17 protein-coding genes and 1 pseudogene are annotated in these 21229 nt (G+C 67.5%); 8 read left to right on the forward strand and 10 right to left on the reverse strand.

The annotated features are described in order from the left end of the window. Positions 1-121 precede the first annotated feature (121 nt). Both A5678_RS01730 and A5678_RS01735 read right to left on the reverse strand, forming a co-directional pair. Entirely contained in the window at positions 122-607 is a 486-nt protein-coding gene (locus A5678_RS01730) for an NUDIX domain-containing protein (protein WP_231983551.1), read from the reverse strand. A gap of 87 nt (positions 608-694) precedes the next feature. Then, positions 695-1987: a tetratricopeptide repeat protein gene (locus A5678_RS01735; RefSeq protein ID WP_068037438.1), complete on the reverse strand. Its 1293-nt coding sequence runs from the start codon at positions 1985-1987 to the stop codon at positions 695-697. A gap of 156 nt (positions 1988-2143) precedes the next feature. Between A5678_RS01735 and A5678_RS01740 the strand changes: the two genes are divergently transcribed. Further along, complete coding sequence (locus A5678_RS01740) at positions 2144-3859, forward strand: NAD-binding protein (protein ID WP_068037452.1); 1716 nt, start codon at positions 2144-2146, stop codon at positions 3857-3859. 132 nt (positions 3860-3991) lie between these two features. Here A5678_RS01740 and A5678_RS01745 read toward each other — a convergent pair whose 3' ends face one another. Then, the gene (locus A5678_RS01745; protein ID WP_068037457.1) at positions 3992-4870 is read right to left on the reverse strand and encodes an LLM class flavin-dependent oxidoreductase; all 879 of its coding nucleotides are present in this window, start codon (positions 4868-4870) and stop codon (positions 3992-3994) included. Between the two features lie 70 nt (positions 4871-4940). On the opposite strand from A5678_RS01745, the gene A5678_RS01750 reads away from it, so the two are divergent. Both A5678_RS01750 and A5678_RS01755 read left to right on the forward strand, forming a co-directional pair. Further along, positions 4941-5354: a VOC family protein gene (locus tag A5678_RS01750; protein WP_068037564.1), complete on the forward strand. Its 414-nt coding sequence runs from the start codon at positions 4941-4943 to the stop codon at positions 5352-5354. 9 nt (positions 5355-5363) lie between these two features. Next, positions 5364-5753 (forward strand): VOC family protein, encoded by a 390-nt coding sequence (locus A5678_RS01755; RefSeq protein ID WP_068037460.1) that lies wholly within the window; start codon positions 5364-5366, stop codon positions 5751-5753. Positions 5754-5771: 18 nt separating this feature from the next. Here the strand turns inward: A5678_RS01755 and A5678_RS01760 are convergent, their stop codons facing one another. The 3 genes from A5678_RS01760 to cysD are packed head-to-tail and all read right to left on the reverse strand — an operon-like array spanning position 5772 to position 9152. Further along, entirely contained in the window at positions 5772-6257 is a 486-nt protein-coding gene (locus A5678_RS01760) for an RrF2 family transcriptional regulator (RefSeq protein ID WP_068037463.1), read from the reverse strand. Positions 6258-6315: 58 nt separating this feature from the next. Then, positions 6316-8166 carry an adenylyl-sulfate kinase gene (gene cysC / locus A5678_RS01765; RefSeq protein WP_068037465.1) on the reverse strand — a complete coding sequence of 617 codons (1851 nt, stop codon included), beginning with the start codon at positions 8164-8166 and terminating at the stop codon, positions 6316-6318. Next, positions 8166-9152: a sulfate adenylyltransferase subunit CysD gene (gene cysD / locus A5678_RS01770; RefSeq protein ID WP_156746718.1), complete on the reverse strand. Its 987-nt coding sequence runs from the start codon at positions 9150-9152 to the stop codon at positions 8166-8168. Before cysD ends, cysC begins: the two co-directional genes overlap by 1 nt. 128 nt (positions 9153-9280) lie before the next feature. Here cysD and A5678_RS01775 point away from each other — a divergent pair. Next, positions 9281-9728: pseudogene (locus tag A5678_RS01775) on the forward strand (PaaI family thioesterase). Between the two features lie 3 nt (positions 9729-9731). Here the strand turns inward: A5678_RS01775 and A5678_RS01780 are convergent. Continuing rightward, a complete protein-coding gene (locus A5678_RS01780) occupies positions 9732-10223 on the reverse strand; it encodes a carbonic anhydrase (RefSeq protein WP_068037467.1) in 492 nt (163 codons plus the stop codon). A 136-nt stretch (positions 10224-10359) separates the two neighbouring features. On the opposite strand from A5678_RS01780, the gene A5678_RS01785 reads away from it, so the two are divergent. The 4 genes from A5678_RS01785 to A5678_RS01800 are packed head-to-tail and all read left to right on the forward strand — an operon-like array spanning position 10360 to position 15758. Continuing rightward, positions 10360-11337 carry an ABC transporter permease gene (locus A5678_RS01785; protein WP_068037469.1) on the forward strand — a complete coding sequence of 326 codons (978 nt, stop codon included), beginning with the start codon at positions 10360-10362 and terminating at the stop codon, positions 11335-11337. Next, on the forward strand, positions 11334-12260 hold the full coding sequence (locus tag A5678_RS01790; RefSeq protein ID WP_068037471.1) for an ABC transporter permease: 927 nt from the start codon (positions 11334-11336) through the stop codon (positions 12258-12260). Before A5678_RS01785 ends, A5678_RS01790 begins: the two co-directional genes overlap by 4 nt. Next, complete coding sequence (locus tag A5678_RS01795; protein ID WP_068037478.1) at positions 12257-14095, forward strand: ABC transporter ATP-binding protein; 1839 nt, start codon at positions 12257-12259, stop codon at positions 14093-14095. Before A5678_RS01790 ends, A5678_RS01795 begins: the two co-directional genes overlap by 4 nt. 34 nt (positions 14096-14129) lie before the next feature. After that, positions 14130-15758: an ABC transporter family substrate-binding protein gene (locus A5678_RS01800; protein WP_068037481.1), complete on the forward strand. Its 1629-nt coding sequence runs from the start codon at positions 14130-14132 to the stop codon at positions 15756-15758. Here A5678_RS01800 and A5678_RS01805 read toward each other — a convergent pair. The 3 genes from A5678_RS01805 to A5678_RS01815 all read right to left on the reverse strand — a co-directional run bounded on the left by A5678_RS01805 (position 15745) and on the right by A5678_RS01815 (position 20853). Beyond that, positions 15745-16986 carry an alpha/beta hydrolase gene (locus A5678_RS01805; RefSeq protein ID WP_068037483.1) on the reverse strand — a complete coding sequence of 414 codons (1242 nt, stop codon included), beginning with the start codon at positions 16984-16986 and terminating at the stop codon, positions 15745-15747. The two genes, A5678_RS01800 and A5678_RS01805, sit on opposite strands and share 14 nt — an antisense overlap. Positions 16987-17083: 97 nt before the next feature. Beyond that, the gene (locus A5678_RS01810) at positions 17084-19705 is read right to left on the reverse strand and encodes an ATP-binding protein (protein WP_068037489.1); all 2622 of its coding nucleotides are present in this window, start codon (positions 19703-19705) and stop codon (positions 17084-17086) included. Continuing rightward, complete coding sequence (locus A5678_RS01815) at positions 19702-20853, reverse strand: exonuclease SbcCD subunit D (RefSeq protein WP_068037493.1); 1152 nt, start codon at positions 20851-20853, stop codon at positions 19702-19704. The genes A5678_RS01810 and A5678_RS01815 overlap by 4 nt, the downstream gene beginning before the upstream one ends. Between the last annotated feature and the right edge of the window lie 376 nt (positions 20854-21229).

The following is a 21229-nucleotide window of genomic DNA, read 5'->3' on the forward strand; positions in this document are numbered from 1 at the left end:
TGTTCCCTCGCCGCTTCACCGCCTCCGTCGTCGACGCGGCCTCGGTCTACTCCCCGCAGTACGTCACGTCGACCTGATACCGACCACCACAGTGCGGGGAGCCCGGCGGGCCCCCCATTATTCATGGTCGCCGTAGCAGAAACAGGCTGTAGGCGGCGACGGACTGCGCGTCGGCGATCACTCCGGACCGGATCATCTGCTCGACGTCCTCGCGACCGAACCAGGCACTGCGCAAATCCTGTTCCTCGTGCTCGAGATCCGGCTCCCCTTCGGCGATTCCGGTGGCCAGGAACACCCACCCGCGCTGGCTGGTCATGCCCGGGGCGACGTCGAGCTGGCCGAGCACTTCGAATGACGTCGCACTCAATCCCGTTTCCTCGCGCAGCTCACGCTCGGCCAACTCGGACGGGTCGGTGTCCGCCAAGCCGGGGCCGGTGCCCTGCGGGAATTCCCACCGCCGCTCCCCCAACGGGTACCGGAACTGCTCGACCAGCCGGAAGCGGTGCCCGTCAAACGGCATCACCAGCGCATAGTCCGGTTTGTCCACCACGCCGTAGATGCCGGGGCTGCCGTCCGGGCGGCGGATGTCGTCTTCGCGGAGCACCATCCATTGGCTCCGATAGATCTCGCGGGACGTGACGCATTCGATGAAGGGCACCAACCCAGTATCACCACCGGCCGAGGGTGCGTGCCGTCACCGGGATGCCGTGAAGCGGTCGTACGTGCGGCGCAGGACGCCGCGGTCGACGGAGTGCAGCGCACGGGTGAGGAGTTCGAACACGTCGACGTGCCCGACGGTGGGATCCGCCGTATCGCCGCGGACGTATTGCCACGGTTGGGGCCGTCCGCGGCGGAGCACTTCCCCGAGATACCACACGGCGCCATCGACGAACGGCGCATTCTGCTCGTCTACGAGCTGCTCGGGTGTCGAGGCCTTCTGCATGACGAGCGCTTCCAGCGCGTCAAGGGATTCCGGCGAGAAGTCCCACACCGCGTCGCCGCCGTAATGGCCTGCCCAGACCGGGAATTGGGCCCCGCGCTCGGCAAGCCAGCATCGCAGGTATTCCTCGTTCGAAAACCGTTGGTTTGCTTGGCTTTTAGCGTTCAGGCGCCGCTGGGTGGCCTCTTCGATCCGGTCGCGCATCTCGGCGACCCACCGGTTGCCCTCGACGCGGTCGCGCCACTTGGCCAATTCCTCCCTGGCCGCGACGGTGACCGGATTGTCGTCACCGAAGACCCGTGCTTCGTCATCGACCAGGGCTTGCCAGGTAGCGACCTTGTCCCGGTAGTCCTCCGGTTCCGGCTCCCACAGCGCGATGGTGTGCCGCGCGATCAGCGTGTGGCGGTGGTCGTCGCCCAGCTTTTCGCGCATCACCTCGACCAGCGACTCGAGCTGCGCCACGGCGCTGGCGCCGTCCACCGATTCGCCGTGCCATTGCGCCAGCGCCAACCGCGTGCCCAACGTGTCCTCGTGGTCGTCGCCGAGAACCCGGCGCCGGGCGGCAAGGACCCGCTCGCCTTCGGCGATGGCACCGGAATAGTCACCGAGCTCCTTGCGCTTGTGCGCCACCCGGTCCATCGACGTCAGCACGGTGGGGTGCTCGGCGCCCAGCACGCGTTCTTCGTCGGCGAGCAGCTGCGACCATTCGGCCAACGCGGCCCGCGCTTCCTGTTGCGGGCGGTCCGCGAACATGTGGCGCGCCGTCAACGTCGTGATGTGATCCCGACCGAGCACCTCCTCGAACTCGGGTACCAGCTGCTCGAGAACGGCGTAGGCCCCGGCCTGGTCTCCCATTTGGAGCTGCAGGTGGACCAGGGCAAGTTTCATGTCCAAGACGTTGGGGTGGCGCTCTCCCAAGATCGGGCGGCAGACCGCGACCAGCTCGTTCATGAGTGGCAACGCCCCGGCAAAATCGGCCGCGGCGATGCGTTCCGAGATGAGCCGGGTCAAGGCGGCGAGCGGCCCAGGCAGTTCCGGCTGCGTCATACCGCTATCGAATCTCGCCCGCGGCCCCGTGGCAATTCACTCCGTGGCCGGTGTCGTGCTGGCATGAATCGGCACCGTGCCCGATAGTCGTAGGATCGAAACTCCAACGTCAGCAGAGGTGGGGGTCATGCCGGACGACCCGAAGCGTGCCTAACCATGCGCGGGCACATTATCGTCAGCGGTGAAGACGCGCTGGCGACCACAATCGTCGAGGAGCTCAACAACGCGGGCGTGCACATCGTCAAGGTCCGAACCGCCGGCGAGCTCGACACCGTCGGAGTCACCCGCGCGCGAGCCGTGATTTGCGTCGGGGACGACGACGCGACGAACCTCGAAATCGCGCTGCTGGCAAGGAAGGCCAACCCGCGTGTGCGCGTGGTGGCGCGGCTGGCCAATGACGTGTTGCGGACGGCGATGGCCGCCGATAAGCGCCCCGGCGCGATCCTCGACGTTGCCGACTTGGCGGCACCCTCGGTGGTGGAGGCATGCCTGGCGCACACCGTGCACCCGTTCGAGGCCGCGGGCATCGAATTCGTCGTCTCCGGGGCCGAGGCACCGCGTGACGCGACGCTGCGGGAAATCTACGGCGACCTGGCACCGGTGGCCGTGATCCACGGCGAGAACTGCGCCACCCCGGGCGAGGTGGTGTCCTGTCCGGGCCGCGATCTGTCGGTGCACGCCGGCGACTGGACGGCGATGATCGGCACCGCCGACGAGTTGGCGGCCCGCGGCATCAAGGTGCCGCGGCCGACCGTGACCCGTTATCGCCTGCCCCGGCTGCGGCGGGCGCTCGACAGCGTGCGCGCCCTGCGTGACGACGTCAACCCGATGTTCTCCCGGGCGTTGCTGGCCGCGGCGTGCCTGCTGCTCGGGTCGACGGTGGTGCTGCGCTTCTGCTACCAGCCACAACCGAAGATGACCTGGCTCGACGCCCTCTACTTCAGCACCGAAACGATCGCGACGGTCGGGTACGGCGATTTCAGCTTCCTCCAGCAACCCACCTGGCTGCGGCTCTACAGCATCATGTTGATGTTCGCCGGCGTGACAACCACGGCGCTCCTCGTCGCTTTCATCGCCGACCTGCTGATATCGCGGCGTTTCGCCCACTCGGTCGGGCGTCGCCGGGCGCGCCACCTGCGCAATCACGTCATCGTCGTCGGGCTCGGTTCGTTCGGCAGCCGCGTCGTCGCCGACCTCAGGTCAGCCGGGTACGACGTCGCGGTGATCGAGCGGGACGAAAACAACCGCTTCCTGTCGGCCGCGGCCGACCTCGACGTGCCGGTGATTTTCGGGGACGCGACGCTGCGCCAGACGCTGGACGCCGCCCGCGTCGAGCACGCCCGTGCGGTGGCGGTGCTGACCCAGGACGACATGGTGAACATCGAAACCGGGATCGTGCTGCGCGAGATGCTGGGCCCGCGGGTGATGCCCGAAGTCGTCCGAACCGACGTTCCCTTGGTGCTGCGGGTCTACGACCGCGCGCTGGGGGCCGCGGTGGCGCAGCGGTTCGGATTTGAAAACGTCCGCTCCACCGTCGAACTGGCCGCACCATGGTTCATCGGCGCCGCGATGGGGTTGCAGGTGCTGGGCACGTTCTCCGTCGGGCAGCGCTCGTTCATGATCGGCGGAATGCATGTGGCGTCCGGCAGCGAACTCGACGGGTTGAAGATGTTCGAACTGTCCACCCAGACCCGCGTCATCGCGATCACCCGCGAGGACGCGCCCGCCGAGCTGCACCCGCGGCGTGACGCCTGGCTTCGTGGCGGCGACACCGTCTACCTTGTCGGCCCGTATCGCGAGTTGTTGGCGACCCTGCGCAAGGGACAGCCGCCTCAGCAGCCGGCCGCCGGCGACGAACGCGCATCGGCCTAGCGGCGATCGCAAGCGCGGCGTAGCCGGGCGCGGCGGGTCGCCACCATCGGCCTAGCGGCGATCGCAAGCGCGGCGTAGCCGGGCGCGGCGGGTCGCCACCATCGGCCTAGTGGCGATCGCAAGCGCGGCGATCTAGAGCCGCCCCGCCACGTCCGCCGCGCGGCTCAGCTGCTCGACGTCCGCGCTCGTCGGGATCAGCTGTACCTCGTCGGTGCCGATGTCCTCGAACTTACGCAGCACCGCCAGCAGCTCGTCCTCGGTGCCGGCCCACCCGGTCGTCGGCGCCATGGCGTCGACGTATTCCGCCGGTATCCAATTCATGTACCGCCGTAAATGGCGATGCACCTGTGCCCGGGCCTGCTCGGGCGACCCGAACGCAAACCAAAACGACGTGACCAGGTGCGGTTTACCCTTGCCCACCTGCGCCCACGCATCGCGCGCGACGTCGAACAGCTCGTTCTGCTTGGCCACGTCCAGATCCAGGGTGGTCCCGGCCAGCCCGGCGGCCCAGGCCGCGGCGCTGCGGATGGTTTTGGGGCCGATGCTCCCCACGAACAGCGGCGGACCGCCGGGCTGCACCGGCGCCGGGCCGACCGGCAGGACCGACTCGGTGAGCTTCTCGCCGGCCCACACCCGCTTCATCACGGCGACGCGTTCGGCCATCTCGCGCATGGTCTGCGTCGCAGGATCTGCGCCGACGGCGTGGTAGTCCTCGTGCCTGCCGCCCACGCCGATGCCCACGCTCAGCCGCCCGCCGCACAGCATGTCGCCGGTGGCCAGGGCCTTGGCCAGCATCACCGGGTCGTGCAGCTGCGGCACGATCACGGTCGTCAGCAGCCGCACCCGGTTCGTCCAGGCCGCCAGCGCACCCAGCAGGGTCAGGTTGTCCGGGTTGTCGAACGCGATGCGTTCGCCCCAGCACAGCGACGAGAACGGGCCGGTGTCTATCGCGCGCGCCCAGTCCTCCAAAACCTTCGCGTCCAAGTCCGGCTCCATCACCGGCAGCGTCATCGCAATCCGCACGACGGCGATTCTGGCACGACGGTCAACATCCGGCCGTGCAAGTGGCAGCATGGAGCAGATGGGTTTCACCAGCAGTTCCATCGCGCACGTCCGCCTCACCGTCACCGATATCGAACGATCCCGGCAGTTTTACGAGAGCGTGTTCGGTTGGCCGGTCCTGTTGGAGGTGCCCGACAATGCCGACGAGGCCACCCGTAGCCAGCTGAGCTTCCTGTTCGGTGGCGTCATCTACGACCTCGGCGGCACGCTGTTGGGACTGCGGCCGGTTGCCACCGACCGCTTCGACGAGGATCGGACCGGGCTCGACCACGTCGCGTTCCGGATCACCAACAAGGATGAATTGGACTCGGCCGCAGCACATCTCGATAAGCTCGGCATCGCGCACGAGCCCGTGAAAGACATCGGACCGTCCTACATCCTTCAGTTCCGCGACCCCGACAACATCGCCCTAGAGCTCACGGCACCGAAGTAGGAGGAGGCCATGCCCATCAGTTTCAACCACACCATCGTCGCCGCCCGGGACAAACGCGAGTCCGCGGAGTTTCTCGCCGATCTGTTCGGCCTGCCCGAACCAAAGCCGTTCGGCCACTTCATGGTTGTCCAACTCGAGCACGACGCCAGTCTGGACTATGCGGACGTTTCCGAGGGCGGGGAGATCCCGCGGCAGCATTACGCCTTCCTGGTCTCCGAAGAGGAGTTCGACACGATCTACGGCAAGATCCAGTCACGAGGCCTGGAGCACTGGGCCGACCCGGGCGCCAAACGGCCCGGCGAGATCAACCACAGGGACGGCGGGCGCGGCGTGTACTTCCGCGATCCCTCGGGGCATGCCATGGAGATTCTCACCCGCCCCTACGGGTCGGGAGGCTGACGCTCCCTATGGCCGCGCCTAGTCGCCGGCGTGCGGTGTGCCGTGCCGCACGCTCTCCTGCGCCCGGTAGTCGTGGGCGAATTGCGCGACATGCTCGGGCAGGGCATTGGCGGCGACGTCGGCCAGGGTTGTCTCCTCCAGCACCGACCGCATGCTGGCACGCAGCGCCCGCCAGACGTCGGTGAGCGCCGCGGTGGGCCCCGAGTACGGCAGGTCGCCCAGCCCGATGTCGCGCACGCTCGCCAGCGGCCCGTCGATACAGCGCAATACGTCGGCGATGCTGATCTCGTCTCCGGGGCGGGCCAGTTCGTAGCCGCCTTCGCGGCCCCGATGGCTTTTCACCAGACGGTCGGTGCGCAGGTTGGTCAGGATATCGACGAGGAATTGCGGCGGTATGCCCTGCGCTTGGGCCAAGTCGTCGGTTTTCACCAATGTTCCGCTGGGGACCGTGGCGAGCTGGACCATGGCCCGCACCGCGTACTCCGCCTTCGCCGACATGCGCACTCTCAGGATTGTGCCACTCGGCGCGCGAAATCCGGTGCAGCCGGGCTGTGGCGGTGCCCTACGCCCGAGATTCAAGCAGGTCGACGATGCTGCGCGCCTGCTCTTCGACGCTACGGTCCGGCGTCAGCCGCAGGTCGGGCTTGACCGGCGGTTGATACGGGCTGTCGATGCCGGTGAAGTGTGCGATCTCACCGGCGCGGGCCTTGGCGTACAGCCCCTTCGGATCACGCTGCTCGCATTCTTCGATCGGGGTATCGCAGAACACCTCGACGAATTCGAACCCCGCCGCGGCGTGCACATTACGAGCCATCTCACGTTGCTCGGTCAGCGGGCTGATCGCCGGCACCAGCACGACGTTGCCGCAGTCGGCCAGCAACGCCGCCACATGCGCCAACCGGCGCAGGTTCTCGGCGCGGTCGGCCATGCTGAAGCCCAGGTCGGCGTTCAAACCATGTCGCAGGTTGTCGCCATCGAGAACGTAAGCGGGCGTGCCCTTTTCGAGCAGCATCTGCTCGACCAGCATGGCCACCGAGGATTTGCCGGAACCGGACAGGCCGGTGAACCACACCGTCTTGCCTCGCGGCCGGGCTTCGGCGAGGGCCGATGACTTGTGCCGCACGGTGTTCGGGCTCGCGGTCTGCACGGAGACGTCGCGCAACACCATGCCGGCGGCCACGGTCCCGTTGGTGTGCGGGTCGATCAGGATGAACGAACCGGTGCTGGCATTGCGGGTGTACTCGTCGAGCAGCAGCGGCACCTGGGTACGCAGCGAGATGCGGCCAAGCTCGTTGAGCTGCAACGCCGTTGCGGCCTTGTCGCGATGCAGGGTGTTGACGTCGAGCCGGTAGTCCAGCCCGGTCACCCTCGCGCGCGTGGTTCGGGTGGTGTGCTTGATGACGTAGTCGCGGCCCGGCTCCAGCGCCGTTTCGTCGGCCATCCAGCACACGGTCGCGTCAAATTCCTGCGTCACCCGGGGATGATTGTTGGTGCGGGCGATGAGATCACCGCGCGAGATGTCGATCTCGTCGGCAAGGCTCACCGACACGGCCATCGGCGGAAACGCCTCTTCCACTGGACCGTTCGGCCCTTCGATGGCGGTGATGTGGGTGGTCTTGCCGATCGGCAGCACGACGACTTCGTCCCCGGGACGCATGACCCCGCTGGCCACGGTGCCGGCGTAGCTGCGGTGGTCTTGATGCTCACGGGTGTGCGGCCGGATGACGTACTGGACCGGGAACCGCACATCGACCAGGTTGCGGTCACCGGCGATGTAGACCTCCTCGAGGTGCGACAGCAGCGCCGGACCCTCGTACCAGGGCGTCTGGTCCGATTTGGTCACCACGTTGTCACCGTGCAGTGCGGAAAGCGGGATGGTGGCCACGTCGTGCACATCCAGGCGCGCGGCGAAGGCGTGGAATTCATCCCGGATGGCCTCGAATTTGTCTCTGTCCCAGCCGATCAGGTCCATCTTGTTGACGGCGAGCACGATGTGCTGGATGCCGAGCAGCGAGGCCAGGAAGGCGTGCCGACGGGACTGCTCGAGCAGGCCGTGCCGGGCATCGACGAGCACGATCACCAGTTGGGCGGTCGACGCGCCGGTCACCATGTTGCGCGTGTACTGGATGTGGCCCGGGGTGTCGGCGATGATGAATTTCCGCTTGGGAGTGGCGAAATAGCGGTAGGCGACGTCGATCGTGATGCCCTGCTCGCGTTCGGCTCGCAAGCCGTCGGTCACCAGCGCCAGGTCGGTGTAGTCGTGGCCGCGATCCTTGGACGTCTGCTCCACCGCCGCCCACTGGTCCTCCATGACGGCCTTCGAGTCGTAGAGCAGGCGGCCGATCAGTGTGGACTTGCCGTCGTCGACCGAGCCGGCGGTGGCGAGGCGAAGCAGCGTGGTGGGCGTGGCCATCAGAAGTACCCCTGCCGTTTGCGGTCTTCCATCCCGGCTTCCGAGATTCGGTCGTCGGCCCTGGTCGCGCCGCGTTCTGTCAGCCGGGACACCGCCGTCTCGGCGATGACCTCCTCCACCGTCGCGGCCTCCGATTCCACGCATCCGGTGCAGGTGACGTCCCCAACGGTGCGGAAACGCACCGTCGCCTCGAACACCGGCTCGTCGTCGCGCGGCTGCATGTGCCGGTGGACCGCGAGCAACATGCCGTCGCGGCGAAACACCTTGCGCCGATGGGCGTAGTAGATCGAGGGCAGCCCGATGTTCTCTGCGCCGATGTAAGACCAGATGTCGAACTCGGTCCAGTTCGACAGCGGGAAGGCGCGAATGTGCTCACCCTTGTGGTGCCGGCCGTTGTACAGGTTCCACAGTTCTGGCCGCTGCGCCTTCGGGTCCCATTGGCCGAACTCGTCGCGGAAGCTGAACACTCGCTCCTTGGCGCGCGCCTTCTCCTCGTCCCGGCGCGCTCCGCCGAACGCCGCGTCGAACTTGTTCTCCCGGATCGCGCGGAGCAGCGTCACGGTCTGGATCGGGTTGCGTCCCTGCCGTGGCTCGACGACTCGCCCGGCGTCGATGTCCTCCTGGACGGAGGCGACCACCAGGCGGACCCCGTGCTCGGCGACCAGCTCGTCACGGGTGGCGATCACCTCGTCGAAGTTGTGGCCGGTGTCGACGTGCATCACCGGTAACGGCAACCGCCCGGGCCGGAACGCCCGCAGCGCCAGGTGCAGCATGACGATGGAGTCCTTGCCCCCCGAGAACAACAGCACGGGCCGCTCGAACTCGGCGGCCACCTCCCGGATGATGTGGATCGCTTCGGCCTCCAGCGAGCGCAGATGGCTCAACTCGTACTGGCCGGCGGCCGGACCCGCCTTCAGATCGCTGGTCATAGCTTCCTTGGGGTAAACCTGGTTGAGTCGGTCATATTTGGCAGCTTTGCCATTCATAGCATCAGTTCGCGGCGGCGGTGTCAAGTGGGGACCGCTCCCCTGGAGCGACGCCGGCCACCGCACGGATCGGGTCAACAGCGGCGACAACCCTTTGCGGGCGGTGCCTGGTGCGACAGCATGAGCGGATGGCTTCCGCCTCTGCGCCCGCCACCCGGCCGCCCAGCGGCCGGGACGTCATCTCGCAGTTCCTCCCCCAATCACCCTTCGTCGCAAAGCTGGGCATCTAGAAAAATTCAGGCCGACAAACTCGAGGAGCACGAGGTTAGGCTGCGGCCGCCGTGAAACCCGTCCAACATCACCCTTGGCGACATGGTCCATGGCGGCGCTATCGCCACGCTCGCCGATGTCACCGTCATGGCGGCGGCGTGGTGCGGCGCCGAGGCGCCCCCGGACCTGGGGGGCGTAACGGTGTCGATGACGTTGGACTTCATGGCCCCCGCCCGGGCCACCGATGTGATCGGCGTCGGCCGGGTGCTGCGGCGCGGCCGGTCGCTGGTCGACTGCGAGGCCGAGATCGTCGACGCGCAGGGCCAGCTCGTCGCGAAGGCCCTGGCCACCTACAAGGCCGGCTGAAGGCTAGGCCTTGATTTCCTGGAGCTTGCCCGTGGCGACGTCGAAGACGAATCCGCGCGCGGATACGTGCTTGGTGACGAACGGGTTGCCTTCGATGCGGCGCAACGACTGCCGGACGTCTTCGGCCGGGTCGGGGAAGGCTTCGGCCGCCCACGGCGGCTTGACGCCGGTCTCCTCTTGGATGGCGCGCTTGAAGTCGTCGTCGGTGAAGGTGAGCATCCCGCAGTCGGTGTGGTGGATCAGGATGATCTCACGGGTCCCCAGCAGTCGCTGACTGATGGCGAGCGAGCGGATGACGTCGTCGGTGACGACTCCACCCGCGTTGCGGATGACGTGGGCCTCCCCTTCGTTGAGGCCCAGAAGGCGGTAGACGTCGAGCCGGGCGTCCATGCACGCGACCACCGCGACGTGTTTGCTCGGCGGCATCGGCAGCGGGCCCTGGAAGCCGCTCGCATATTGGGCGTTGTTGGCCAGGTAGTCATCGGTAACCGTCACGCACGCCTCCTCGGGACATCGCGGCCTGAAAGTAGCAACGAACCACCCGCAATTCACTCATGAGAATCAGCCGGATCACAAGGACGGGCTCGGCTCGTTAACCTGTCCCAATGCGAGCCGGGCGGTGCGGTCGGGGATGATCCGCTTCTTGGCGCGCCGATTGCTCAACTACGTCGTGTTGCTGGCCCTGGCGTCGTTTCTGACGTTTTGCCTGACGTCGGTTGCTTTCCGGCCACTGGACAGCCTGTTGCAGCGCAGTCCGCGGCCGCCGCAGTCGGTGATCGACGCCAAGGCTCACGCCCTCAACTTGGACAAGCCGATACCGATCCGCTACGCGCAGTGGGCCTCGCACGCCGTCCGTGGCGACTTCGGGAAGACCATCACCGGACAGCCCGTCGGTGCCACACTCTGGCGCCGCGTCGGGGTCACCCTGCGGCTCCTGGTCGTCGGCTCGCTGGCGGGCACGGTCCTGGGCATCGTGGCCGGTGCGTGGGGAGCCATCCGCCAGTACCGACTCAGTGACCGCCTCGTCACCATGGTGGCACTGCTGGTCCTGAGCACCCCGACGTTCGTCATCGCCAGCCTGTTGATCCTGGGTGCGCTGCGGGTGAACTGGGCATTAGGCGTGCAACTCTTCGATTACACCGGGGAAACGTCGCCGGGCGTGAGCGGCGGGCTCGGGCACCACCTGGTCGACCGGTTGCGGCACTTGATTCTGCCCACGCTCACCCTGACGTTGGCCGCCGCCGCCGGATACAGCCGCTATCAGCGCAACGCGATGCTCGACGTTCTGGGCCAGGATTTCATTCGCACCGCGCGCGCCAAAGGGCTCACCCGCCGGCGCGCGTTGGTGAAACACGGGCTGCGCACGGCGCTGATACCGTTGGCCACCCTGTTCGCCTACGGGGTGGCCGGGCTGGTCACCGGCGCGGTGTTCGTGGAGAAGATCTTCGGCTGGCACGGCATGGGCGAATGGCTGGTGCAGGGCATCGCCACGCAGGACACCTACATCATCGCAGCGATCACGTTGTTCTCCGGCACGGTGGTGCTGCTCGCCGGCCTGCTCTCCGACGTCTTCTACGCCGCTCTTGATCCGAGAGTGCGGGTGTCATGACCGCCGAACCCAAAGTGGAGAGCGCTCAGGGCATTTCGGCTCCGGCAGCAACGGAGTTCACCTCGCGCCGGACTCTGGTGTTGCGCAGGTTCGTCCGCAACCGATTGGCGGTGGTGTCGCTGGCCCTGCTGGTGCTGCTGTTCGTCGGCTGCTACACACTGCCGGCGGTGCTGCCGTACTCCTATGACGACCTCGATTTCGAGGCGCTGCTGCAACCGCCGAACAGCCGGCACTGGTTGGGCACCAACGCGCTGGGGCAGGACTTGTTGGCGCAGATCCTGCGGGGCATGCAGAAGTCGATGCTGATCGGCGTCTGCGTGGCGGTCATCTCGACCGGCATCGCCGCCACGGTCGGCTCGATCGCCGGCTATTTCGGCGGCTGGCGCGACCGGGCGCTGATGTGGTTGGTCGACCTGCTGCTGGTGGTGCCCAGCTTCATCCTCATCGCCATCGTCACACCGCGGACCAAGAGCTCGGCCAACATTTTGTTGCTCGTCTTGCTGCTCGCCGGATTCGGCTGGATGATCAGCTCGCGCATGGTGCGAGGCATGACCATGAGTCTGCGTGAACGCGAATTCATCAGGGCCGCAAGGTACATGGGTGTGTCCAGCCGCCGGATCATCCTCGGCCATGTGGTGCCCAACGTGGCCTCCATCTTGATCATCGACGCCGCGCTCAACGTCGCCTCGGCCATCCTGGCCGAGACCGGACTCAGCTTTCTCGGTTTCGGCATTCAGCCGCCCGACGTGTCGTTGGGCACATTGATCGCCAATGGCACCCAGTCCGCGACCACCTTCCCGTGGGTGTTCCTGTTCCCGGCGGGCGTGCTGGTGTTGATCCTGGTGTGCGCCAACGTGACCGGCGACGGCCTGCGCGACGCACTGGACCCCGGCAGCGGCATGCTGCGAGGTGGAGCCCGGTGAGCGCGCTGTTGGAGGTGACCGACCTGGCCGTCAGCTTTCCGACGGACGGTGAACCGGTGACCGCGGTGCGCGGCATCAGCTACAGCATCGCCCCGGGCGAAGTCGTGGCCATGGTCGGCGAATCGGGCTCGGGCAAGTCGGTTTCGGCCATGGCGGTGGTGGGTCTGCTGCCGGAGTACGCGCGCGTCCGCGGCTCGGTGCGGTTGCACGACACCGAATTGCTGGGCCTTGGCGACGATGCGATGTCGCGGTTCCGCGGCAAGGCGGTCGGCATGGTGTTCCAGGATCCGATGTCGGCGCTGACGCCCGTCTACACCGTCGGCGACCAGATCGCCGAGGCGATCGAAATTCACCAGCCGCACGTGGGCAAGAACGCCGCCCGCCGGCGCGCGGTGGAACTGCTCGAGCTCGTCGGCATCGCACAGCCGGAACGGCGCGCCCGGGCGTTTCCGCATGAGCTGTCCGGCGGCGAACGCCAGCGGGTGGTCATTGCGATCGCGATCGCCAACGACCCGGATCTGCTGATTTGCGACGAACCCACCACCGCCCTGGACGTCACCGTGCAGGCGCAGATCCTCGAAGTGCTCAGGACCGCGCGCGACATCACCGGCGCCGGGGTGCTGATCATCACCCACGACCTGGGCGTGGTCGCCGAGTTCGCCGACCGGGCGCTGGTGATGTACGCCGGCCGGGTCGTCGAATCCGCCGGGGTCCCCGACCTTTACCAGGATCGTCAAATGCCCTACACCGTCGGACTATTGGGCTCTGTCCCGCGGCTGGACGCCGCTCAGGGCACCCGGCTGGTCCCCATCCCCGGTGCGCCCCCGTCGTTAGTGGGACTGGAGCCGGGCTGCCCCTTCGCGCCGCGCTGCCCCCTGGTCATCGAGGAATGCCGCACGGAAGAACCGGGGTTGCTCCCGGTCGGGGTGGAGCACCGCGCGGCATGCATCCGCACCGACCAGGTCAACGGCCGCAGCGCTGCGGACATCTACGGGGTCAACACCGAGGCACCCCGGACCGAATCCGGCGACTCGTCGGTCGTCGTGCGCGTGCGCGATCTGGTCAAGACGTTCCGGCTGACGAAGGGCGTGGTGTTGCGCCGCACCGTCGGTGAGGTCCGCGCGGTCGACGGCGTCAGTTTCGAACTACACCAGGGCCGCACGCTGGGCATCGTCGGCGAGTCCGGCTCCGGGAAGTCGACCACACTGCATGAAATTCTCGAACTCGTTGCGCCGCAATCGGGCTCGATCGAAGTGCTCGGCGTCGATGTCGCGACCCTGAGCGCCTCTCACCGGCGATCGTTGCGACGTGACATTCAGGTGGTGTTCCAGGACCCGGTGGCCGCGCTGGACCCGCGCCTGCCGGTGTTCGACCTGATCGCCGAACCGTTGTTGGCCAACGGTTTCGGCAAGGACGAGACCAACGCGCGCGTCGCAGAGTTGCTCGGCATCGTCGGGTTGCGCCGGGCCGATGCCGCCCGCTACCCCGCCGAGTTCTCCGGTGGGCAGAAGCAGCGCATCGGCATCGCCCGGGCGCTGGCGTTGCAGCCGAAGATCCTGGCGCTCGACGAGCCGGTCTCCGCCCTCGACGTCTCCATCCAGGCCGGCATCATCAACCTGCTACTCGACCTTCAAGAGCGATTCGGCCTGTCGTATCTCTTCGTTTCCCATGACCTTTCCGTGGTCAAACACCTCGCCCACCAGGTGGTGGTCATGTATGCGGGCGCGATCGTGGAACAGGGCGACAGCGATCAGGTGTTCGGCAATCCGCAGCACGACTACACCCGGCGGCTGCTGGGCGCCGTGCCACAACCGGATCCGGGCAAACGTGTCTAGGCGGGTCGCGGCGGCGCTTCTCCTTGTGGCGCTTATGGTCTCCGGGTGCTCCCCGGCCATCAACGTCATTCCGGAAACCGGTCATAACGCCGCCGAGGTCGGCACCACCAGCGATATCAACCCGCAGGACCCCGCCACCTTGCAGGACGGTGGCAGCCTGCGGCTGGCGCTCAGCGACTTCCCGCCCAACTTCAATATCTTGAACATCGACGGCAACTCGGCCGAAGTAGCCGCCATGATGAAGGCCACCCTGCCGCGGGCATTCATCATCGGCCCCGACGGCTCGACCACGGTCGACACCGACTACTTCGCCAGCGTCGAACTCACCGGCACCGCACCGCAGGTGGTGACCTACACGATCAACCCGAAGGCGGTGTGGTCCGACGGCACCCCGATCACGTGGGAAGACATCGCGAGCCAAGTCCACGCGTTGAGCGGCGCCGACAAGACGTTCGAGATCGCGGGTCCCAGCGGCGCCGACCGCGTCGCGTCGGTCACCCGGGGTGTCGACGACCGGCAGGCCGTCATGACCTTCGCCAAACCCTACGCCGAATGGCGTGGCATGTTCGCCGGCAACGGGATGCTGCTGCCCAAGAGCGTGACGGCCACGCCGGAGGCATTCAACAAGGGCCAACTCGACGCGCCCGGCCCGTCGGCCGGCCCCTTCATCGTCACGTCGCTGGACCGGACCACCCAGCGGATCGTGTTGTCCCGCAACCCGAAGTGGTGGGGCGCCCGTCCGCGCCTGGACAACATCACCTACCTGGTGCTGGATGACGCCGCGCGGCTGCCCGCATTGCAGAACAACACCATCGACGCATCCGGCGTCGGTACGGTCGACCAGCTGACCATCGCGCAGCGCACGAAGGGAATCTCGATCCGGCGCGCCCCGGCCCCGGCATGGTCTCACTTCACGTTCAACGGCGCGCCCGGGTCGATCCTGGCCGACAAGGCGCTGCGCCTGGCAGTGTCCAAGGGCATCGACCGGCGCACCATCGCCAAGGTCGTCCAGTACGGTCTCACCAGTGATCCGGTGGCGCTGGGCAACCACATCTATGTCGCGGGTCAGAAGGGCTATCAAGACAACAGCGAGGTTGTCCCGTACGACCCGGACGAGGCCAAGCGGGAGCTCGACGCCCTGGGCTGGAAGCTCAACGGGCAATTCCGCGAGAAGGATGGCCGCCCACTGGTCATCCGCGATCTGTTCTACGACGCCCAGGGCAGCCGGCAGTTCGCGCAGATCGCGCAGCACAGCCTCGCTCAGATCGGCGTCAAGCTCGAACTCGTGGCCAGGGCCGGCAGCGGGTTCTTCACCAACTACATCAACGTCGGAGACTTCGACATGGCCCAATTCGGTTGGCTCGGCGACGCATTCCCGCTGTCGGCGCTGACCCAGATCTACCTGTCGGGCGGGGAAAGCAACTTCGGCAAGGTTGGCAGCCCGCAGATCGACGCGGCGATCGAGCGGACCCTGGAAGAACTCGATCCCGACAAGGCGCGGGCGCTGGCCAACGATCTCGACAAGCTCATCTGGGCCGAAGGGTTCAGCCTGCCACTGACGCAATCACCTGGTGACGTCGCGGTCCGCAGCACGCTGGCCAACTTCGGCGCCGCCGGTCTCGGCGACCTGCGCTACACCGACATCGGGTTCATGCGCGGCTGAACCGGCGCAACGGCGCCGGGATCGGCAGGACGCCCTCCACGGCGGCGGCCACCCCGATCGCCTTCCACAGCAGGCGCAGCTCTGGTCGCCCCGGAAGCGCGTCGAGTGCCGGGGCTTTCGCGGCGAGCCCGTCGAACTCGCCCCGGCACACCGCTCGGGCGATGGCGATTGCGGCACGCTCGCGAAAGTCCAGCGCGCTATGCGCCATGGTGGGCAGCTTCAACAGCACCGCGCTGGGCAGCAGCGCGGCGACGCGCTCGGCGACCGCGGGCGGGGTGATCAGGTCGCGGCCGCCCGAAATAACCGCGGTAGGCCAGCCGAAATGCGGCATCTCGGCCACCAGGTCATAGGGTTCGTCCTCGAAAGTCGCGGTCTGCGTGCGTGCCTCGCGTTCGGCCACTGCCGGGTCCAGCGGAAGCCCGTCGGGTTCGGCGGCGTAGTCGAGTTCGCGGAACGCTATTCGGCTCACCAGGTCTTCCTCGTAGCGAAACGGCAGGTTGCTCAGGGTGGTGAACCGGGACATCGCCCACCACAACAGCTTTCGGCCATCCAACAGCAGGTCGAGTTCCCGCTCGAGCAGGTCCGCGCCGCCGTAGCCGTAGATCGTCGCCACCACCTGAGTGTTCGCCGCGGTCATCACCCCGGCGTCGACGAGTTTGCGCATCTTGGGTGCCAGCGCGGCGGTTTCGGGGCTACCGCCTCTGAGAAGCAGCCGGCGGATCGCGCGGCGCACGATCACAATGTCATGCCGCGACAGCAGCGGCGAGTCGAGGATCATCGCCCGGACCCGGCCGGGATGGCGCACACCGAACCCGGACGCGATGTAGGTGCCGTACGAGACGCCGTAGATGACAGCCGAGTCGACGTGGGCGTCGTCGAGCACGGCGGCGATGTCGTCTACGACCTGATTCACCGTGATCGCTTCGGGGGGCAGATCCGCGCCGGAGTCGTCGTGGCGCGACATGCCCACCCCGCGATGTTCGATCATGATGACGTCCAGGCCAGCCGCGGCCGCGCGGCGCCGCAGCCCCTTGTACAGCTGCACCGACGCCGCGCCGGGACCGCCCGGGATGATGACCAGCGGGTGCGCTGACTTTCGACCGGTGCGCACGTAGTACAGATCGAACTCTTCGCTGCTTGCCGGCGAGATCGGCCGACGCACCGGCCGCACACCGGGTAGCGCGGCAAGCTTCTCCTGCACCCGGCGCCGTTTCGCATTCATCGTCATCGGTGTAGGCCCGCCATGATCCCATTCTGCCGGGACGGTCCGCCGGCTCCGTCACGACCGTCCACACGCGGCGTTCGACGCAGCTCAGCGCGTCGGGCTAGGCGCTGAGATCGATGCGGTGCGCGCCCTGCACGCCGTCGTACCGGTCGGGACTGCAGGTGAGCACGATCACCTGACCGTGAGTGCCCACCGTGCCGAAGACCTCCCCCATCTTGGCCAGCCGGTCGGGATCGGTGAACCCCAGCGCGTCGTCGACCACCACGGGAACGGCGTCCTCCTTGGCGACCAGGGCGGCGCCGGCCAGCCGCGCCAGAATGCCGAGTTGCTCCTTGGCCCCGCCCGAGAGGGATTCGTAAGGCACCGTGACGCCGTCGAGAGTGCGGCTGCGAATACACAGGTCGCTGTCGATGTCGACCTCGAACGTGGGACCGAACACCGGGCGGCCAAGCCGTTCGAGTTCCGCGCGGTACGGCTCGACGTACCGCTCCCGCGTGGTGTCGCGGTGGCGAGTCATGACCGAGCGCAACAACCGCGCCGCACGGGCCCGGCTGCCGACCCGGATGTGCTCGCTGGCGGCGTGCTCACGTTCGGTTTCCGCGGCGTCGAGTTTGCCCTGGCGTCCCTCGCTGCCGAACACCGAGAGTTCAATGGTGATTTCGCGCAATGCTCGCGCGGCCTCTTCATAGCGCTCGCGCAGTTTCTCGGTTTCCTTTGTAGCAGCATCCAATTCGCCGCGCACCGCGTCCGGATTCGCCGTTGCCAGCCCGTCGGCGAGCTCGGCGTAGCGACGTTCCGCGGCCCGCGCCGCCTGCAGCGCCGCGTCCGCCGAGGCCGCCAGCTCGTCATCACCGGCCGACGCCCGCTCCCGGGCCAGCCGGTCGGTGGCGGCATTGAGCTCGCCGCGTTGCGTCTCCAACGTGTTGCGGAGAACCGTTGCGCGGGTGGTCAAGTCGGTGAACCGGGCGGTCACGGCCGTGGCGGTCCGACGGCGGTCGTCGCACTCCCCCATCACGGCCAGGTGGGTCTTCTCGAGTGCATCGAGTTCGTCGCGGGCCGCGCCGATGTTCGCGGCGGCGAGGCCTGCCTCCGCCGGTTGCCCGGGGCGCAGCTCTGCGAGTCGCGCGCGGAGTTGGTCGATCTCCTCGTCACCGCACAGGCCGGCGAGGGTGGCGCTCAGCTGGTCGCGGCTGGCCTGTAGTTCGCGGCGACGTTCATCGGCAGCACGGGCGGCGGCGAGGTCGGGCATCCGGACAGCGGATAATGCGGCGGACAATTCTTCTTGTGCCGCAGCGTGCTTCGCTTGGACCTCCAGCGTGGTTGCGCCCGGGCTGACCCGCGCGGTCAGGACGCCGGGCACCTGGACCGAGGTGGGGCCGGAGGTCGTGATGGACCAGGTCTGGCCTGGGGACAAGGACACTCGTTGGTCGCCGGTGCAGAGTTCGATGTCCGCGGCGGCGGTGAACTCTACCGCGGCTGACGTCAACGCCAACTGGTCACCGATGCGATCGGCCGCTGCGGCGGCGTTCTCGATTCGTCGCAACAACTGCCCGGTGATGGCGAGCTCGCTGAGTGCCGCGCACACTTGATCGCGGTCCCGCTGGGTGGCCTCGATTTTGGCCAGCCGGGCGCTCAACCGGTCGGCCTCTTCGCGGCCGGCTAGCTGAGCGACGGCACGCCGGGCCGATTCGACGCGGAGTTGGAGGTCGGCAAGGGCCCCGGCGGCCTCCTGGGCCGCGGCGTCGGCGGCCTCGGCCTCGATGCGAGCCGCCTCGCGCGCGTCGATCGCTCCTTGCGCTTCGGCCTCGGCGTTGGCGACAACGGCGGTGCGGGTGCTGATTTCGGCCAGCAGTTGCAGACGTGTGTGGTGGGCGGTTGTCGCCGCGGTGCTCGTCGCCGCTGCTGCGGCCGCGATCAACTCGGCCTCACGGGCCTGACCGGCAAGTTCGTCGATTTTTTCCGCGGCCTCCTGCGCAGCGATGAGCCGGGGACGGGCGGCGATGCGCTGCTGCGACAACTCGGCCACCCGTTCCGTCAGGACGGCATGCCGACACACCCGCTCTTCGACCTCGGCGATCGCCGCCGCGTACTCGGCGACCGCGGCTTCTGCGTCGGCCAGTCGGGTGATCGCCGCGGCCCATTCGCCCGTCGGACGCCCGGTGGCGGTGAAATAGCGCCCGTATTCCGCGTCGATTCGTTCGATGAGCAACGGCTCGGTGCCCGACAGCGCCCCGGTGTCGCCGGCCGCCACATCGAGCGCGCGCGAGAGTGCGTCACAGCCGGACAGATCCACCGCGGCGGTCGACGCGGACTGCAGCACCCGCTGGGCATGCCACAGGTCGCTGTCCACCGTCTCGGCCAGCATCGCACGGACGCGTTCGTGCGCCTCGTCGCCGGTGAGCTGTTCGCGGTGCGGCGCCTGAATCGTCAGCTCGGTCTCACATTTCTTGTGGAACCGCTTGCGATAGATGAATCGATAAGGGCCACAGCTTAATTCGGCGCTCACCTCGGAGCCGACATCGCTGTTGGTCGGTTTAACCTGCTTGACTTCCTTCTTCGTCGAGCGGTCCCTGGACTCCAGCAGCAAGTCCAGGGCTTCGACCATCGACGACTTGCCGATCTCGTTGGCGCCGCACACCACGACGACACCATGGTCGGGAAACTCGATCTCCCGGTGCGTGATTCCGCGGTAATTGGTCAGGATCAGGCGGTGCAACTTCATGCGGCGCCCCGATCGGTGAGTCGCAGTAGCAGCGCCAGCGCTGCCTGCGCGTCGACGGCGGTCTCGTTGTCGCCCTCGCGGGCGGTTGCCACCAGCTCGTCGACCGCCGCGGCGGCGAATCCCCCGATACCGAGATCGCTGAATTCGCCGTCGGCCGGGATGACCGCCAGGTCGGTGCGGCGTTCCCACAGGCCGAGCCAGGCATACAGCCGCGCGTACTTGTCCAGGCAGGCATCCAGCGCCGCGCGGTCGGTGACCGTCAGTGATCCGGTGAGCGCCAATCGCACCACGGTGCGGTCCTTTTCGGTCATCAAGTCCAAGTTGACGTCGAGGTCGGCGATGTCGCGGCGAGTGTCGACCTGTCGGTGGATGGTGACGAACCGCCAGCGGCCGACGTGCCGGGATTCCACCGTGACGGGGCGGCGGGCGTCGGTTTCGTCGATCTCGACGATGAGGACGTGGCCCGGGTCCGATTCCACATCGTCGAAGTTGGTGACTTCGGGCGCACCCGAGTACCAGACCCGGCCGCTGTTGCCGACGTGCGTGCGCGAATGCTTGTCCCCCAGGGCCACATAGTGCACCGTGCCGGTGGTCAGTGCGTCGTCGAGGGCGGCGAGTCGAATCAGGGAGGGTTTGTCGCGATCGGGGTCCAGCACGTCGACCCCGCCGTGCGCGACGAGGATACGGGTGACCGGTTCCGGCGTGAGGCCTTCGAGGACTTCGGCGACGAGGTCGGTGGTCGGGGCCTTGGACCGCCAAGGCGCGGCGACGATCTCCAGACCGGGCCCGACCTGATGGACGCCGGCCCGGTCGAGCACCACCACATTGTCGGGGCGTTCGGCGGTGAACAGCGCGCTGGTGTAGACGGAGGAGGCGTCCAGCGGATCGTGGTTGCCGGGCAGCAGGTAGACGGGAATCCCTATGGCGCGCATGGCCTCCAGGGACTGTCCGACGACCTGCGGGGGAAGCTGGTTGTGTTCGAAGACATCACCGGACACCACGACGAACTCGGCGCCCACCTCCGCCGCCAGCGCCCCCAAACCGGCCACCGCATCCCGCCGGGCCGCGGAGTATCGCGGCTGGGCGTCACCGGCGAGGAAGTGCCGGGTCATCCCGAGCTGCCAGTCGGCGGTGTGCAGGAATCGCATGGCGGTGGCCCCCTTTCGAACTGCGTGGTTACCAGGGCATTGCGAGCTTAAGTCCGCACACCGACAAGACGCGGGACCTCGCCCGGCAGGTCTCCGAGCGGCTACTTTGCGACTTTCGGGCCGCGCGACCACGAGTCCCGCGATCACGAGTGAAAGATTTTCCGCGAGTGTGCATCTGTGGCGATTTTCAGGGCATTTTGTCGGTGGGGGTGGCTAGTTTGGGGGTGTGAGTCCAGGTAGTCATCCCGGTGTCGAGGCGGTGTTCGACGATCTTGATGCAGCCTTGGCTCGTGCCCGCGCGTTGCCGGTGGAGGCGTTGACTGTCCGGCAGCAGCTGGTGATGTTGGAGCGCTGTGAGAGGGCGCGCCGGCAGCTG

Origin of the sequence: Mycobacterium sp. E2733 (assembly GCF_001667585.1) — a bacterium.
In the GTDB taxonomy this organism is placed as follows: Bacteria; Actinomycetota; Actinomycetes; order Mycobacteriales; family Mycobacteriaceae; genus Mycobacterium.

Coding starts and splice junctions, on each gene's coding strand:
- A5678_RS01730 (WP_231983551.1), bottom strand. CDS start 607: ATGGTGCTCCGCGAAGACGACATCCGCCGCCCGGACGGCAGCCCCGGC.
- A5678_RS01735 (WP_068037438.1), bottom strand. CDS start 1,987: ATGACGCAGCCGGAACTGCCTGGGCCGCTCGCCGCCTTGACCCGGCTC.
- A5678_RS01740 (WP_068037452.1), top strand. CDS start 2,144: ATGCGCGGGCACATTATCGTCAGCGGTGAAGACGCGCTGGCGACCACA.
- A5678_RS01745 (WP_068037457.1), bottom strand. CDS start 4,870: ATGACGCTGCCGGTGATGGAGCCGGACTTGGACGCGAAGGTTTTGGAG.
- A5678_RS01750 (WP_068037564.1), top strand. CDS start 4,941: ATGGGTTTCACCAGCAGTTCCATCGCGCACGTCCGCCTCACCGTCACC.
- A5678_RS01755 (WP_068037460.1), top strand. CDS start 5,364: ATGCCCATCAGTTTCAACCACACCATCGTCGCCGCCCGGGACAAACGC.
- cysC (WP_068037465.1), bottom strand. CDS start 8,166: ATGGCCACGCCCACCACGCTGCTTCGCCTCGCCACCGCCGGCTCGGTC.
- cysD (WP_156746718.1), bottom strand. CDS start 9,152: ATGAATGGCAAAGCTGCCAAATATGACCGACTCAACCAGGTTTACCCC.
- A5678_RS01785 (WP_068037469.1), top strand. CDS start 10,360: ATGATCCGCTTCTTGGCGCGCCGATTGCTCAACTACGTCGTGTTGCTG.
- A5678_RS01790 (WP_068037471.1), top strand. CDS start 11,334: ATGACCGCCGAACCCAAAGTGGAGAGCGCTCAGGGCATTTCGGCTCCG.
- A5678_RS01800 (WP_068037481.1), top strand. CDS start 14,130: ATGGTCTCCGGGTGCTCCCCGGCCATCAACGTCATTCCGGAAACCGGT.
- A5678_RS01805 (WP_068037483.1), bottom strand. CDS start 16,986: ATGACGATGAATGCGAAACGGCGCCGGGTGCAGGAGAAGCTTGCCGCG.
- A5678_RS01810 (WP_068037489.1), bottom strand. CDS start 19,705: ATGAAGTTGCACCGCCTGATCCTGACCAATTACCGCGGAATCACGCAC.
- A5678_RS01815 (WP_068037493.1), bottom strand. CDS start 20,853: ATGCGATTCCTGCACACCGCCGACTGGCAGCTCGGGATGACCCGGCAC.